The 15,778-nt window shown below is 60.0% G+C and carries 9 protein-coding genes; 4 read left to right on the forward strand and 5 right to left on the reverse strand.

Features of this window, described 5'->3' with window-relative positions; translation table 11 throughout:
• Positions 1-2: 2 nt before the first annotated feature.
• The 3 genes from P3T18_RS01120 to P3T18_RS01130 are packed head-to-tail and all read left to right on the forward strand — an operon-like array spanning position 3 to position 7,819.
• The gene (locus P3T18_RS01120; RefSeq protein WP_429298066.1) at positions 3-3,068 is read left to right on the forward strand and encodes an efflux RND transporter permease subunit; all 3,066 of its coding nucleotides are present in this window, start codon (positions 3-5) and stop codon (positions 3,066-3,068) included.
• Between the two features lie 6 nt (positions 3,069-3,074).
• Entirely contained in the window at positions 3,075-6,317 is a 3,243-nt protein-coding gene (locus P3T18_RS01125; RefSeq protein WP_429298067.1) for an efflux RND transporter permease subunit, read from the forward strand.
• Complete coding sequence (locus tag P3T18_RS01130) at positions 6,314-7,819, forward strand: efflux transporter outer membrane subunit (protein ID WP_429298068.1); 1,506 nt, start codon at positions 6,314-6,316, stop codon at positions 7,817-7,819. The genes P3T18_RS01125 and P3T18_RS01130 overlap by 4 nt, the downstream gene beginning before the upstream one ends.
• A gap of 139 nt (positions 7,820-7,958) precedes the next feature.
• Here the strand turns inward: P3T18_RS01130 and P3T18_RS01135 are convergent, their stop codons facing one another.
• The 5 genes from P3T18_RS01135 to mdlC form a co-directional block, all read right to left on the reverse strand.
• Positions 7,959-9,422 carry a benzaldehyde dehydrogenase gene (locus tag P3T18_RS01135; protein ID WP_429299013.1) on the reverse strand — a complete coding sequence of 488 codons (1,464 nt, stop codon included), beginning with the start codon at positions 9,420-9,422 and terminating at the stop codon, positions 7,959-7,961.
• 41 nt (positions 9,423-9,463) lie between these two features.
• Entirely contained in the window at positions 9,464-10,834 is a 1,371-nt protein-coding gene (locus P3T18_RS01140) for an MFS transporter (RefSeq protein ID WP_429299014.1), read from the reverse strand.
• Positions 10,835-10,912: 78 nt separating this feature from the next.
• On the reverse strand, positions 10,913-11,992 hold the full coding sequence (locus tag P3T18_RS01145) for an enolase C-terminal domain-like protein (protein WP_429298069.1): 1,080 nt from the start codon (positions 11,990-11,992) through the stop codon (positions 10,913-10,915).
• A gap of 12 nt (positions 11,993-12,004) precedes the next feature.
• Positions 12,005-13,177, reverse strand: coding sequence for an alpha-hydroxy-acid oxidizing protein (locus P3T18_RS01150; RefSeq protein ID WP_429298070.1), 1,173 nt, complete (start codon positions 13,175-13,177; stop codon positions 12,005-12,007).
• A gap of 19 nt (positions 13,178-13,196) precedes the next feature.
• Positions 13,197-14,774, reverse strand: a complete 1,578-nt coding sequence (gene mdlC / locus P3T18_RS01155; protein ID WP_429298071.1) for a benzoylformate decarboxylase — start codon at positions 14,772-14,774, stop codon at positions 13,197-13,199.
• 106 nt (positions 14,775-14,880) lie between these two features.
• Between mdlC and P3T18_RS01160 the strand changes: the two genes are divergently transcribed.
• Complete coding sequence (locus tag P3T18_RS01160; RefSeq protein WP_429298072.1) at positions 14,881-15,774, forward strand: LysR family transcriptional regulator; 894 nt, start codon at positions 14,881-14,883, stop codon at positions 15,772-15,774.
• Positions 15,775-15,778 lie beyond the last annotated feature (4 nt).

Genomic DNA, 15,778 nt, shown 5'->3' on the forward strand with positions numbered 1-15,778 from the left:
CGATGAATATTTCGCGCCCTTTCATCGAGCGGCCCATCGCGACCTCGTTGCTGATGGTCGCCGTGCTGCTCGCCGGCCTGCTCGGCTATCACCTGCTGCCCGTCTCGGCACTGCCGGAAGTCGACTATCCGACGATCCAGGTCTACACGCAATATCCGGGCGCCAGCCCTGACGTCGTGAGTTCTTCGATCACCGCGCCACTCGAAGTTCAGCTCGGCGAAATGGCGGGTCTCAAAACGATGAACTCGACGAGTTCGAACGGCGTGTCCGTCATCACGCTTCAGTTCGACCTGTCGCTCTCGCTCGATGTGGCCGAACAGGAAGTGCAGGCCGCTATCAATGCGTCGGCGAGCTACCTGCCCACCAACCTTCCCTATCCGCCGGTCTACAGCAAGGTCAATCCGGCCGACGCGCCGGTTGTCACGCTGTCGCTGACTTCGGATGTACTGCCGCTCACGAAAATCGAGGATCTCGCGGACACACGGCTTGCGCAGAAAATCTCCCAGATTACCGGTGTCGGGCTCGTCACCATCAGCGGCGGCCAGCGTCCGGCCGTTCGCATCGAAGCCAATTCCGGCGCGCTCAATTCGCTCGGCCTTTCGCTCGACGACGTGCGCACGACCATTGCCAATGCCAACGTCAATCAGGCGAAAGGCAATCTCGACGGCAAATATCAGGCGTATTCGATCGGCGCCAACGACCAGTTGCAGTCCGCCGACGACTACCCGAATGTGATTCTCGCCTATAAAAACGGCGCACCGATCCGGCTCGCACAGATTGCAAAATCAGTCGATGCCGCCGAAGACATTCATCAGGCCGCCTGGACGAACACCACGCCGTCTATCGTACTGAACATTCAGCGGCAGCCCGGTGCCAACGTGATCGACGTGGTAGACCGTGTGCAGAAGCTCCTGCCGCAGTTGCAAGCGAGCCTGCCCGCCACCTTGAAAGTCGCCGTGCTGACCGATCGCACCCAGACCATCCGCGCCTCGGTCACCGATGTCGAATACGAGCTTCTGGTTGCCGTGGCGCTGGTGGTCATGGTCATCTTCATCTTTCTGCGCAAGGTGGCCGCGACGATCATTCCCGCCGTGACCGTGCCCCTTTCGTTGATCGGCACGCTGGCGGTGGCTTATGGCCTCGACTTTTCGCTGAACAACCTGACGTTGATGTCGCTGACCATCGCCACGGGCTTCGTGGTGGACGACGCGATCGTCATGATCGAAAACATCACACGTTATATCGAAGCCGGCGACAAACCTTTCGAAGCGGCGCTCAAAGGCTCGAAGCAGATCGGCTTCACGATCATTTCCCTGTCGGTTTCGCTGATCGCCGTGATGATCCCACTGCTCTTCATGGGTGACGTGGTCGGGCGCCTGTTCCGCGAGTTCGCGCTGACTCTCGCGATTGCCATCGTCATTTCAGCGCTCGTTTCCCTCACGCTTACGCCGATGATGTGTTCGCGCATGTTCAAGGAACACGAGGAGGAACACCGCTCCGATTTCTTCGATCGCGTGAACCGGCGCTACGTGCAGGGGCTTGGCTGGGTTCTCGAACACCGCGGACTGACATTGATTTCCGTGGCGCTCACAGCTGCGCTGACGTTCGTCATTCTGATCCTGATGCCGAAGGGCTTTTTCCCCGAGCAGGATACCGGCTTGATCGAGGGAATATCGCAAGCCGCGCCCACGATCTCCTTCTCGTACATGGCGCAAAAGCAGCAGCAACTGGTTGGCCAACTGCTGAAAGATCCAGCGGTGGCGAGTCTATCTTCGTTCGTTGGGATCAACCAGACGAGCCCAACGCTCAACCAGGGTACGGTGCTGATCAACCTCAAAGACAAGGGCGATCGCGACAGCAGCGCGGCAGTGATCCGGCGCCTGTCGAACGCCACGGGCAGCCTCGCGGGCATGCATCTGTTCCTGCATCCTGTACAGGATCTCACGCTCGACGACACGATCTCGACCACCAGCTATCGTGTCGGTCTGCAAGCCACCGACCCGGCCCTGCTCGCCGAATGGACCGGCAAGCTGATCGACGCCCTGCAACACGACCCCGCGTTCGCCGATGTGCAAAGCCAGGCGCTTCAGCAGGGGAATCAGGTGCAATTGAACTTCGACCGTTCGACCGCCTCCCGTCTCGGCATTACGCCCCAGGCGATCGACGATGTTCTGTACGACGCGTTCGGTCAGCGCCAGGTGTCGACCATCTACACCCAACTCAATCAGTATCACGTCGTTCTGGCCGCCGACAAGACGTCCGGCAATCTGTCCGATCTTCTGTCCGGCCTGTATGTCGACACTGCTTCCGGCGGCGTGGCGCCGCTCGCGAGCATGGCCACCATGAGCATCACGCATGCGCCCGTCACGATCAACCGGCAGGGGCAGTTTCCGTATGCCGACGTCTCGTTCAATCTTCAGCCTGGTTATACGTTGGGCGACGCCGTCTCGCGACTCGATGACATAGAGAAACAGATTCACCTGCCGATTACGGTGCAAGCCTCGCTCGAAGGCACGGCCGCAACATTTCAGTCGTCCCTGTCCAACGAAGCGTTTCTGGTGGGCGCGGCGATTATCGTCGTGTATCTGATGCTCGGCGTGCTGTACGAGAGCTTCATTCACCCGGTCACGATTCTCTCGACCTTGCCCTCGGCCGCACTCGGCGCATTGCTTGCACTGGTCATCACCGGGACGCAGTTCGACATCATCGGCCTGATCGGCATCGTGCTGCTGATTGGCATCGTGATGAAGAACGCCATCATGATGATCGACTTCGCGCTTGAACTGGAGCGCAATGAAAACCTGCCGGCCGTAGAGGCCATCCGGCGCGCCGCCGAATTGCGATTCCGACCGATTCTGATGACCACGATGGCGTCGCTGTTCGGCGCCCTGCCCCTCGCATTCGGAACCGGCATGGGCTCGGAGTTGCGGCACCCGCTCGGCATCGCCATCATCGGCGGTTTGGTGATTAGCCAGTTGCTGACCCTGTTCTCCACGCCGGTCATGTATCTGGCCATGCATCGGGTAGAGGAGCGTTTCAGCAAGCGCAAACCTGCCGCTGCGGAGTAACGGGCGATGAATCTCTCCGGCCCGTTTATCCGACGTCCCGTCGCGACCACGCTGTTCGCGATCGGCATTGCGCTGTTCGGCGGACTGGCTTTCAAGTTGCTGCCCGTTGCGCCCCTGCCCGAAGTCGATTTTCCGACCATCAACGTGCGCGCCACGCTGCCCGGTGCCGATCCTAATACGGTGGCGACTTCGGTGGCCACGCCGCTGGAGCGGCAGTTCGGACAGATTTCCGGCATCACGCAAATGACCTCGGTCAGCTCGCTCGGCGCCACGCGCATCACCATGCAGTTCGATCTGAACCGCAATATCGACGGCGCCGCACGTGACGTGCAGGCCGCCATTAGCGCGGCGCGCACCAACTTGCCGGCGAATCTCGACGGGAATCCGACCTATCGCAAGGCCAACCCTGCTGACGCACCGATTCTGATCATCAGTCTCACTTCCGACACGGCCACGCGCGGCCAGCTTTACGATGCGGCTTCCACGGTGCTCCAGCAGAAGCTGTTGCAGACACCGGGCGTAGGCGATGTGACGGTCGGCGGCGGAGCATTGCCCGCGGTTCGGGTCGAGTTGAATCCCAACCGGCTGAATCACTACGGCATCAGTCTCGAACAGGTGCGCACGACCATTGCGAACGCCAATGTGGACTTGCCGAAAGGCACGGCCTCGGTCGGTCCCGTGAAGTACAACATCGGCGCGAACGACATGCTGTACAACTCGCCGGACTACGCCCCGCTGATCGTCAAGCAAAACGGCAATGATGTCGTACATATTTCCGATCTCGGTTATGTACGACAGGACGTGGAAAACCTCGAAAACTACGGCCTCTCGAACGGCAAGCCTGCCGTGCTGTTGATCGTGTTCAAGGAGCCGGGCGCGAACGTTATCGACACAGTCGACAACGTGAAAGCGGCATTGCCCTTTCTCGAAGCGTCCATTCTGCCCACTATCCGTCTCAACATTCTCATGGATCGCACCACGACGATCCGCGCGTCGCTCCTCGATGTGGAAATCACGCTGGCGATTTCCGTGTTGCTCGTCACGGCCGTTACGTTCGCGTTTTTCCGCAACTGGCGCACCACGCTCGTGCCGGCCATCGTCGTTCCGCTCTCGCTGCTCGGCACCTTCGGTGTCATGTATTTTCTCGGCTTCAGCCTGAACAATCTGTCGCTGATGGCGCTCACCATTTCAACGGGCTTCGTCGTAGACGACGCCATCGTGGTAGTCGAAAACATCATGCGTCACATGGAGCGTGGCGAGCCGCCCATGGAAGCAGCGCTCGCAGGCGCACGCGAAGTGGGCTTTACCGTGTTGACGATCAGCGTCTCGCTCATCGCGGTGTTCATTCCGCTGCTGCTGATGGGTGGTATCGTCGGGCGGCTGTTTCGCGAGTTTTCGGTGTCGTTGTCGGTGGCGATTCTCATGTCGATGGTGATCTCGCTGACAGTCACACCGATGCTCTCCAGCATCGCCTTGCGCACCGATCCCGACGCACACGGAGAAGAAGACGCAGACGCCTACCCGGATTCGCGTTTTCACCGCTTCTACCATCGCACATTGGGCTGGGTGATCCGGCATCCGGTTCTGATGGGCATCGTCACGATTCTCGTGCTTGCACTGAACGTATTGCTCTACATCGTCATTCCCAAAGGGTTCTTTCCTCAGGAAGATACGGGCCGACTGACCGGTCAGGTTCAGGCATCGCAGAGCATTTCGTATCACGCCATGCAGCAGAAATTCCAGAAGATCAATCAACTGATCCTCAAAAATCCCAATGTCGCCGCAGTGGGTGGCTTCGTCGGAGGCTCCAACGCCGTGAACAGCGCCATGATGTTCGTGACACTGAAGCCATTGGGCGAGCGCAAGGCAACCGCCGACGAAGTCATCACGCAATTGCGCCGTACTCTCGGCGACATTCCCGGTGCGCGTCTTTATTTGCAATCGGCACAGGACATTACCGTCGGCGGACGACAGAGCGGCGCGCAATATCAGTTCACCCTCACCGCAGACGAGCAGACCGATCTGGACAAATGGGTTCCGAAAGTGGTGGCCGAGTTACGCAAGCTGCCGATCCTGCAGGATCTCAATACCGATCAGCAGGACAACAGCATGCAGGCCACGGTCGATGTCAACCGCGATACGGCGGGGCGTCTGGGTGTGAATTTCGATTCGATCGATCAGGGTCTTTATGACGCATTCGGGCAGCGTCAGGTGTCCACCATCTATCGGTCCACGAATCAGTATCACGTCGTGATGGAACTGGCCCCCGAGTACTGGACCGATCCTGCGGCATTGAGCGGCATTTATGTCCCCGCCGGCGCGCCCAGCACGTCGAGCAGCGGTTCGACCGGCAGCGGCTCGTCGACCACGGCAAGCGCGGCGACCTCAGCCAGTGCCACCGCGGCCACGGCGTCAGCGGCAAGCGCGGCCGTAAGTGCGAACCCGGGAAGCAGTCCCGCGACGCCCTCGACCGCCGTGCTGTCCACCGGCAGTGCCTTGGTCCCGCTCTCGGCCATCGCCCATTTTTCAATCGGCAAGACCGCGATTTCGATCAACCATCAGGGCACTTTCCCGGCTGTCACGGCATCGTTCAATCTCGCGCCGGGTGCCTCGATTGGAGAAGCCACCCAGCAGGTTCAAGACGCGGTCGCCCAATTGCGCATGCCGGCCAGCATCGTTGGCAACTTCGCCGGAACGGCCCAGGTGTTCCAGCAATCGGTAAAAAGCGAACCGATTCTGATCGTTGCTGCGTTGCTGACGGTGTACATCGTGCTCGGCATGCTGTACGAAAACCTCATGCACCCGCTGACCATTCTTTCCACGCTGCCCTCCGCTGGAGTTGGCGCATTGATTGCGCTACTCGTGACCGACACGCAGTTATCGATCATCGCGCTGGTCGGTGTGATTCTGCTGATCGGCATCGTCAAGAAAAACGCGATCATGATGATCGATTTCGCCATCACCGAAGAGCGGCAGTTCAACCGCTCGCCTGAAGAAGCGATCACGCGCGCCTGCCTGATCCGTTTCCGGCCGATCATGATGACGACCACCGCGGCCATTCTCGGCGCCTTGCCGCTCGTGTTCGGATCGGGCTACGGATCGGAATTCCGCAAGCCGCTCGGTATCTCGATCATCGGTGGTCTCGTCTTCAGTCAGATGCTCACGCTTTATACGACACCGGTCATCTATCTATGGCTCGACCGCGCCTACCAGCATCTCAGGCATCGCAAAAGGGAAGTGCAGCAATGAAGACAAGACCGTTGGAGCTTGCCGACTCCTTATCACATGGGAGCCTGGCTCGATCGCCTTTTCCGACATGGCGCGGACTCGCCGCAGCGACATTGACGGCGCTGTGCGTGGCCGGATGTGCCGTGGGACCGGACTACAAGAAACCGGTGATTGCCGTTCCGGCGACTTTCAAGGAAGGCGTCGACTGGCAGCGCGCGCAGGTCGATCCTCAGGCGGCGATATCGAGTACATGGTGGCGCATCTACCAGGACGACGCACTCTCGCAACTGGTGGAGCAATCGCTCAAGGCCAATCAGTCGATCGTCACGGCAGAGGCGGCGTATCGGCTCGCGCAGGCCACGGTGGATGCCAATCGCGCAAGCCTCTTTCCTGTCGTGACTGCGGGCCTCTCCGGCAGTCGTAGCGGCACCGGCACGGGCGCCGCTAACTCGGGCGTGAGCAGCACGACGGGCAACGTGGCCGGCGTGCGCCAGTCTGTCAGCGTGACAGCCGCTGCAAGCTGGGAGCCGGATTTGTGGGGCGAAGTACGGCGCGAGATCGAATCGGCCAGAGCAAGCGCCGAAGCCAGCGACGCCCAGCTTGCCGGTGTGCGTCTTTCGATCGCCACAAGCGTTGCCACGGACTACTTCGCGCTGCGTCAGGCCGATCTGGACACCGACTCGCTCAGGCAGCAACAAACTATCGACCAGCGTATTCTGGACATCACGCAAACGGCGTATCGTCAGGGCACTGCGTCGAACGACGATGTGCTCGAAGCCCAGGACACTCTCGAACTCGCTATCGCCGAATTGCAGAGTACCGAGACCTCCCGCGAACAATATGAACACGCCTTAGCGGTGCTCACGGGCGTACCGCCTTCCGGATTCTCCATCCCGGTCGTACACGCTTACACCTTCGCCAATCCTCAAGTGCCGCTCGCGTTACCGTCGCAACTGCTTGAGCGCCGCTACGACGTGGTCAGCGCGGAGCGCACTGCCGCCGCTGCCAATGCGAAGATAGGCGCGGCGGAAGCGGCCTTTTTTCCGATACTCGATCTGTCGGCACAGGGCGGCTTCGAACACAACGCCTTCGCGCACCTGCTGTCGATGCCCAGCCGTGTCTGGACGCTCGGCCCCGATCTCGCCGCAACGATTTTCGACGGCGGCGCGCGCAGCGCGGCGGTACGCGAAGCGCGCGCAACTTACGACGAGGACGTGGCGACTTATCGCGGTACGGTGCTGACCGCTTTTCAGAGCGTCGAAGACAGTCTGTCGTCCGTCAATCATCTGCAGCAGCAAACCCAGGCCTACGACAACGTCCTGCATCGGAACCAGCAGTTGTTCACCAGCGAACAGGCTCAATTGAAAGCGGGCACGGCGAGCGAACAAAGTGTTTTGACGCAGCAACTCACCTTGTTGCAAGCCGAACAGGCGTTTCAGGACAGCCAGTCATTGCTGACGCAAGGCAGTGTCGGCCTCGTGAAAAATCTGGGGGGTGGATGGCAGTGGCACAAGGATGAATAGCCTCGTGTTTATCGTTTGATGCTCGTTTTCCTTGGCCACTAGCGACCGACGAGTCCCCCGGCATAGCGCCGGATTTTGAACCGCAGCTAAGCGATATTTGCGTTAAGAGCTCGACGGTCTTCCTTCTTGCTCGCGCACCTCAGAACGGATACTGAATCGGCTTATCCATCAAACTGACCCATTGCGTTTGAGTAAACTCGTGCACGTTTGCCGGTCCGCCAAAACGTCCGCCGTTCCCCGACGCACCCATTCCGCCGAATGGCACGTGAAACTCGTTGTTCACCGTCTGATCGTTGACATGCACCATGCCGGCGCGAATTCTCGACGAGATGGCCAGACCGCGCGACATGGATTGCGTGTGGACGGCGGCAGCAAGCCCGTACTCTGAGACGTTCACGAGTTCCACCGCCTCTTCGTCGCTATCGAAGACAGTGATCGGTGCTACGGGGCCGAAAATCTCCTGGTCATATGCAGCCATGCCGGGCATCACGCCAGTGAGAACCGTCGGTTCGTAAAAGAGACCGCGATAACGTCCGCCAGTCAGAATAGTCGCGCCTGCGCTGACGCTCGTTTGCACGATGTCGTCGATACGGTCGCGTTGCTTCTGGTTGATCAACGGTCCCAGATGGACCTGCTCCAGAGCGGGATTGCCAACCGCGAGCTGGCGGGCTCGCTCGGCCAGTCGCTGTGCGTACTTTTCGGCGATAGAGCGATGCACGAGGTGGCGCCCTGTCTGCATGCAGATCTGGCCTTGATGAAGAAACGAGCCCCACGCACCGCTGGAAGTGGCCGCTTCGATGTCCGCATCGTCGAGCACGACGATCGCATTGTTGCCGCCGAGTTCGAGCGCGACCTTCTTCAGCATGCGTCCGCAGATTTCGCCGATCGAACGGCCGACGGCCGTGGAGCCCGTGAACGAGATCATGCCGACCTTCGGGTGACGAACGAGCGCGTCCCCTGCTGCCGGTCCGCCCGGAATAACGTGCAGAACGCCGACCGGGAGACCCGCGTCTTCGAACACCTTGGCGAGCAGCAGACCGCCTGCTACGCCGCTCTGCGGATCCGGCTTGAGAATGACGGCGTTGCCGAGCGCAAGCGCAGGCGCAACAGACCGCATCCCCAGAAGAATCGGGAAATTCCATGGCGCGATGACGCCGACCACACCAATGGGCACGTGACGACAGATATTCATACGGCCCGGCATCGCGGAAGGGTAAAGCGCGCCATCCGGCTGCATCGGCAGCGCGGCCGCCATCTGCAGTTGTTCGTACGTGGCGTGCAATTCCCACTCAGCCTTTGGCCGCGTCGAGCCGCACTCACGGATGTTCCAATCGTTGATCTCCGGCGCGCGCTCTTTCAAGAGCCGGGCGGCTTCCCGCAGAATGGCCGCACGTTGATCGAATGGCGTTGCCGCCCAAGTTTGCTGGGCCTTCGTCGCAGAGATGACAGCGTGGTCGATGTCCTCAGGCGAACCGACACCGATCACCCCGATGTTCTCCCCCGTTGCCGGTTCGACCACGGTCTGCGTTCCACCCGTCGCCTTCTTCCATCCATCTGAAAAGATGTTCCCGTTCCATACTTCTGAATGACCGATATTGCTCATGTTCTTTCTCCGTGATGCATGTGTAGACTTTATTCGAACGCTCACTCGGCGTGCGGAGCCAGCGTAGCCATCGGGTTCGCGACGCTGGTGCGGCGATTTGAAATCAGTACTACCGCGATAGCAGCCACCACCCCCGGCACCGCGAAAACCAGAAAACTGAAGTTGATGGGGAATTTCTGGCTCAGGAGATAACCACCGAGCGCAGGTCCCGCGACCGCGCCAAACCGCCCTGCGGCCGCCGCCCAACCTACACCCGTCGAGCGGATAGCGGCCGGATAGAGTTGCGCAGCGAACGCGTGCACGATGCACAGCGTCCCGATGGTGGTTGCTCCGGCTGCAATCAGCAGGATATTCAACACGACCGGAGACTGTCTGTATCCCAGCAACGCAATCGAAACCGCAGCAATCGCGAAGAACAGGATCAGCGTCGGTTTGCCACCATGACGGTCTGCAAGCCAGCCGCTGAACAAACCGCCGGCGACAGCGCCGACGTTCAGCGTAATCAGGAACGTCAGACTCGAACCGAGCGGATATCCGTTTGCGGCCATCAGCTTGGGCAACCAGGTATTCAGTCCGTAGACCATCAGCATGCACATGCCGAACGCGATCCAGAGCAGAAACGTATCGAATGCGCGCCCATTCGCGAACAACTCGACGGTGCGCATGCGAGCCTTCACGCCATCTTCACTGACTGCTGCGAGGCTGGCGGCGGTGCCTTTGAAATCCGGTGCATAGCGACGCAGGATAGGCTCGGCCTCGCGGAATCGCTTCTGGGCAATCAGAAAGCTGATGGATTCCGGCAGCCATTTGTAGAACACCGGAAAGCACAGCAGCGGGATGCCGGCAATCAGGAAGTTCGCGCGCCAGCCGAATTCCGGCGTGATCGCTTTGCCCAGCAGCGCCGCGATAACGCCGCCTACCGAAAAGAAGCTGAGCATGATGGTCACCATGACGTTACGCTTGCTGCGCGGCGCTATTTCGGTCATCAGGGCGACGATGTTTGGAACCATGCCGCCAAGGCCTATGCCGGTCAGAAATCTGCACAAGGCAAATTCCGTCGTGTTCGTACAGAACGCATTGCCCAACGCCGCGATGCCGAACACGACGAGGCAAAGCAGAATGATGCGTCGTCGGCCGAACCGGTCGGAAGAGCTGCCCAGCGTCAAGGCACCGACCATCATCCCGAATAGCGCACTGCTGCCGATAAAGCCTGCGGTAACGGGCGACAGTTCCCAGTCGTGCATGAGCTGCGGAAGGATCGACCCGTAGATCACCAGGTCGTACCCGTCGAAAAGCATCAACATGGAGCACCAGAACATCACCATGAGATGCATGGAATTGAGGCGAGTATTGAAAAGTGCGTCACCAGCGGGGGCGTTAACGTCCATTTTTTGTCTCCAATGTAAAATCATCAAAGCTCTGCTCGGCTTTTGATTAGTAAAGCTAATGTATTGACCTTCGTTTTGGCTGTTATGTGTTCGATACCCGCTTCAAATCAGGTAGCGGCTTACTCGGTCTTCATTCCATCGGATACCCGCGCCCGCTTCGTTGCCGAAGTGAGCACGGCCCTCCCTGAATTGCAGAACCGGTTCGAGGATGGGGCCGGCAAGGTCCATTCGCTCGAGCAGATGCGCGGTGGGGCTCACTGCAAGAACGTGTGCGCTGAACTCTTGAAAAATATGGCTGGACATCGGCAAGCCGTTTTGCTCGGCGATAGCGCTCGCCTTCATCCACCCCGTCACGCCGCCGATTTTCATGAGGTCCGGCATGCAGAAATCGCATGCGCCGCTATCGACGGCTTTCTGCATCTCGTCAGGACCAAACCAGTTTTCGCCCGTCTGGACCGGAATCTTCAGCGCCTTGCGGATCGACGCGTGACCGGCGTAATCGTGCTGTAGCGTCGGCTCTTCAATCCAAGAAATACCTTCAGATTCCAGTGCACGGCCCCGACGCTTCGCCTCCGGAACCGACAGACCCTGGTTGTAGTCGACCATCAGTTCCGTCGATTCACCGGTCACCTGCTTCAAGGCGCGCACAACCTTCAGATCGTGGTCGAGCGTCGTGTAACCGATTTTGGTTTTGACAGCCTTGAAGCCGGCTTCCACTGCGTCGCGCGCGCGTCGGGTGCCCAACTCCACGTCGTCCATGCTGTGACTGTCGTACGCAGCGAGCGGTCGCGCCTTTCCGCCCAGCAACTCGACGAGCGGCAGTCGATGAGCCTTGGCCTTCGCGTCCCATGCGGCCATGTCGATGCCGGCAGTCGCCATACGAACCACACCCGTGTTACCGATCAGACGGAAGCGTGCGTCGAGAGCGCGGTCGATAGCATGAGGAGACAGCGGCATACCTTTGACCAGCGCTTCGAGTTCTTCGACCATCCGTAGCGTCGGCTTCAGCGCCAGCGGCGTGTAGGTGAACACGTATGCGTGGCCGGTGACGTTCGCGTTCGTGAGCAGATCGATCAGCACCAGCGGCGACGTAGCGACAACGCCAACGGCCGTTTTGACAGGATATTGAAGCGGCACGTTGACAGCGCGTGCGCGCAAACCGGTGATCTGAATTTCTTCCATGGCGGCGACCTTTTACGCGGAGACGGGGTCAACGGTGTGCGGTTCAGTGGCGAAGCTGTCACCACGCTTCCACAAAAAATCGGGATTCAACTGGCTGGCCGACGGGCAACCCACCTGCGCGAGCGTCGTGTCGATTTCGCTCCTGAGGAGCGAGAGCACTTCATTGACGCCGGCCTCGCCGGATGAGGCCAGGCCATATAGCGTTGCGCGCCCAAGGAGCACCGCGCTTGCGCCTAATGCTATAGCCTTGACGACATCGGAACCGCGGCGAATGCCGCTGTCGATGAAAACAGGCGCGGCAATACTTCTCGCGGTTTCCTGCAGTACTTCGACGGGCGCAATGGCGCTGTCCAGTTGTCTACCGCCGTGATTCGAGAGAATCACACCGTCTGCGCCCAACTCGATGCAGCGGCGCGCATCGTCGACCCGGCTGATGCCCTTGATCAACAACTTGTGCGGCCACAGGTCACGAAGCCATTTCAGGTCGTTCCATGCAAAACTCGCATCCATCTGACGGCTCATCAGCGCGGCCTGCAGTTCTGTGTCCTGCACGTCCTGACTGGCGAAGTTCGCCAGTTGCGGCATCCCATGTGTGACGAGATCCAGCGACCAGCGCGGATGCAATACACCGTCGAGAATCGTTTTCACGGAATAGCGCATCGGCATGCCGAAGCCGTTTCTCAGGTCACGTTCGCGCTTGCCGTTCACACCAACATCGGTAGTGAGGATGAGCGTCGTGTAACCCGCTGCGAGTGCGCGTCTGACCAGCAACTCCGCTAGTCGGCGATGAACCACATACAGCTGGAACCAGATTTCGCCCGTCGCCGCGTTTGCCACCTCTTCGATCGAAGCGTTGGATGCCGTGGACAACGCAAAAGGGATGCCGAAATTGCCCGCGGCGCGCGCGAGGGCGATATCGCCATCAGGCCAGAAAATGCCGTTCAGACCGGTAGGTGCAATGACGAGTGGCGCGCTCGCCGCCTTGCCGAGAATGTCGACTTGCATATTGCGCACGCTGACATCGACAAGACGGCGCGGCGCGAACTTGATTTTGCGGAAAGCATCCTGGTTATGACGAAGCCCCAGTTCGTCCTCTGCTCCGCCTTCGAGATAATCGAAGACCATGCGGGGAAGACGGGCCTTGGCGCTTGCGCGAAAATCCGCGACATTGACGAGCTTTTTCATGACTCGATATCTCTGCGCCTTAAGCCCGAGTCTCGACTTCGATCAGCACGGGCCTGTTTCCGGCAAGTGCGTGTCGCAAGGCAGAGGTGAGCGAGTCAGCCGAATCGGCGTGCAGGGCTTCGACGCCATAGCCTCGTGCAAGCGCGCAGAAGTCCAGGCCGGGAACATCGAGACCCGGCACGTTCTCGGCCTGCAGGACGCCGGCGAACCAGCGCAACGCACCGTACGTGCCATTCTTCATGATGATGAAGATGGTCGGTATGTTGTATTGGGCGGCCGTCCAGAGTGCCTGAATGCCGTAGTTCGCGGAGCCGTCGCCAATCACACCAATCACGCGCCGCTCGGGCCTGGCCAGCTGGATACCGACCGCTGCCGGCAGGGCGAATCCGAGACCGCCGGCGGCGGCGAAATAGTAGCTACCCTGTTCTGTCATGCGCAGACGCTGCCACAGGATGTTCGTGGTCGACGTCGACTCGTTCACGTAGATCGCGTCACGCGGCGCCATCTCGTCGAGAATGTCGAACACCCGCTCCGGCGCCAGACGTCCCGCTTCGACAGGTGCCGGTTGCGGCCGGCGCACGGCGGCCGGCATGGGACGCGACGTCCTGGAGACCACGTTATTCAGCGCTTCGAGGGTCGGCGCGATTTCCGCGATGATGGCGTCGCCCATCGGCGCGCGCGTTGCCTCGTTGATGTCGCAGGTGATGGCCATGAGCCGCGTGCCTTGGGGCAAGAATTCGCCAGGTTCGTACTGGTGATAGCGGAACACGGGCGCGCCCACCACGAGCACCAGATCATGACCTTCGAGCAGTCGGCTGATGCTGGCAATACCCGCAGGCAGAAGACCCCGGAACGAGGGATGGGTCGTCGGGAAAGAACAGCGTGGAGCCGAGGGCGCCATCCAGACCGGCATGGCGAGCTTTTCCGCGAGCGCCACGGCGAAGCCATTGGCATGGCTGGCGTCGACGTCCGGTCCGACGATCATCGCCGGATTCTTCGCCTGCTCCAGTTCGCGCGCGAGTTCCTGGAGCCTTGCCGGCGCAGGAACACCGGCCATTTCAACCCGACGGCTGGCGAGATATTCGACACCCGACGCGGCTTCCTGTTTCCAGTCGTCATATGGAACCGACAGATAGACCGGGCCCTTCGCCCCCGTGCCTGCGGTGTGAATCGCGCGGCTCAGCGCCAACGGCACCTCCTGCGCGCAGGACGGCTCCGAACTCCACTTGACCAGCGGCTTCGGCAGCGAAGCGGCATCAACATTCGCCAGCAGCGCTTCGACGCCGACCATCGCGCGGACCTGTTGACCCGCCGTTACGACGAGCGGCGTGTGCGAGTTCCACGCATTGGCGAGTGCTCCCATGGCGTTACCCGTGCCCGCTGCCGAGTGCAGATTCACGAAGGCAGGACGCCCGGTTGCCTGGGCGTAGCCGTCCGCCATACCGACCACTGCACCTTCGTGCAGGCCAAGGATGTAGTTGAAGTCGTCGGGAAAGTCTTTAAGAAACGGGAGTTCGTTCGAACCCGGGTTTCCGAAGAAAGTCGTCAGGCCCTGATGGCGCAGAATCTCGTAGCAGGCTTGGTGAATGGTCTTCATAGCGTCATTTCCGTTCGATGGATCAAATGGTATGAGCGCCCGCGGAATAAGACCAATCATCGCTTTTATGTTCTTATAATAGACACCATCTATATAGGTAGTGTCCATGAGCATCGATCTGAACCTCATACGAACGTTCGTCGCCATCTACGAAACGCAGAGCGTGAGCGGCGCGGCGAAGCGTCTGAACATTACTCAGCCATCGGTAAGCTACTCGCTGACCCGACTACGCGACCTGCTCCAGGACCCGCTTTTCACCCGCACGCGCGACGGGATGGTTCCAACGTTCAACGCGACGCAACTGTTCAGTTCGTTCAGGCAGGCGGTGAGTAGCATCGAGTCAGCCATATCGGCGACGCGGCAGTTCGACCCGACGAAGTCGGAACGCACTTTCAGGCTGGCGCTCTCCGACCTCGGTGAACTTTATTTTCTGCCGTTCCTGATTCGCGAGTTTCAGGCCATTGCCCCTTCGGTCGGACTCGAGATCGTTCAAATCGACAGCCATCTCGTCGCCGAGTGGCTACAGACCGGGTACGTGGATGCCGTCGTGGGGAATCTGCAGACGGTTGGCGGCGACACGAGAAAATCGACGCTATTCAGCGAGAGTTACTCCTGCCTGCTGAGCGCATCGCATCCAGTCATCGGCGACACCTTGTCGCTCGAAGAATTCGTCGCCGCAAACCATGTCGTGGTGGCTCCATTCACGGGCCACCATCTTGTCGAAGATGCGCTGAGCGAGATGGGACTGAAGCGAAAGATCGTCCTTCGAGTGCCGCACTTCACCAGTCTGTTCTCTTCGATTGCCACGACCGACCTTGTTCTTGCCATACCGACTCGAGTCGCACACGCATTCGCTAGCGATGGCCGCATGAAAGTCCTGCCGCTCCCGTTCCAGATCCAGCCCTTCGAGGTGAACCTTTACTGGTATCCCCACGCAGAAGATTCGGGCGCCCAGCAATGGTTCTGCGACACGCTGCGCAGAACGCTGAGTGACGTATGACTTC

The organism is Paraburkholderia sp. GAS199, from assembly GCF_050436585.1.
Classification (GTDB): domain Bacteria; phylum Pseudomonadota; class Gammaproteobacteria; order Burkholderiales; family Burkholderiaceae; genus Paraburkholderia.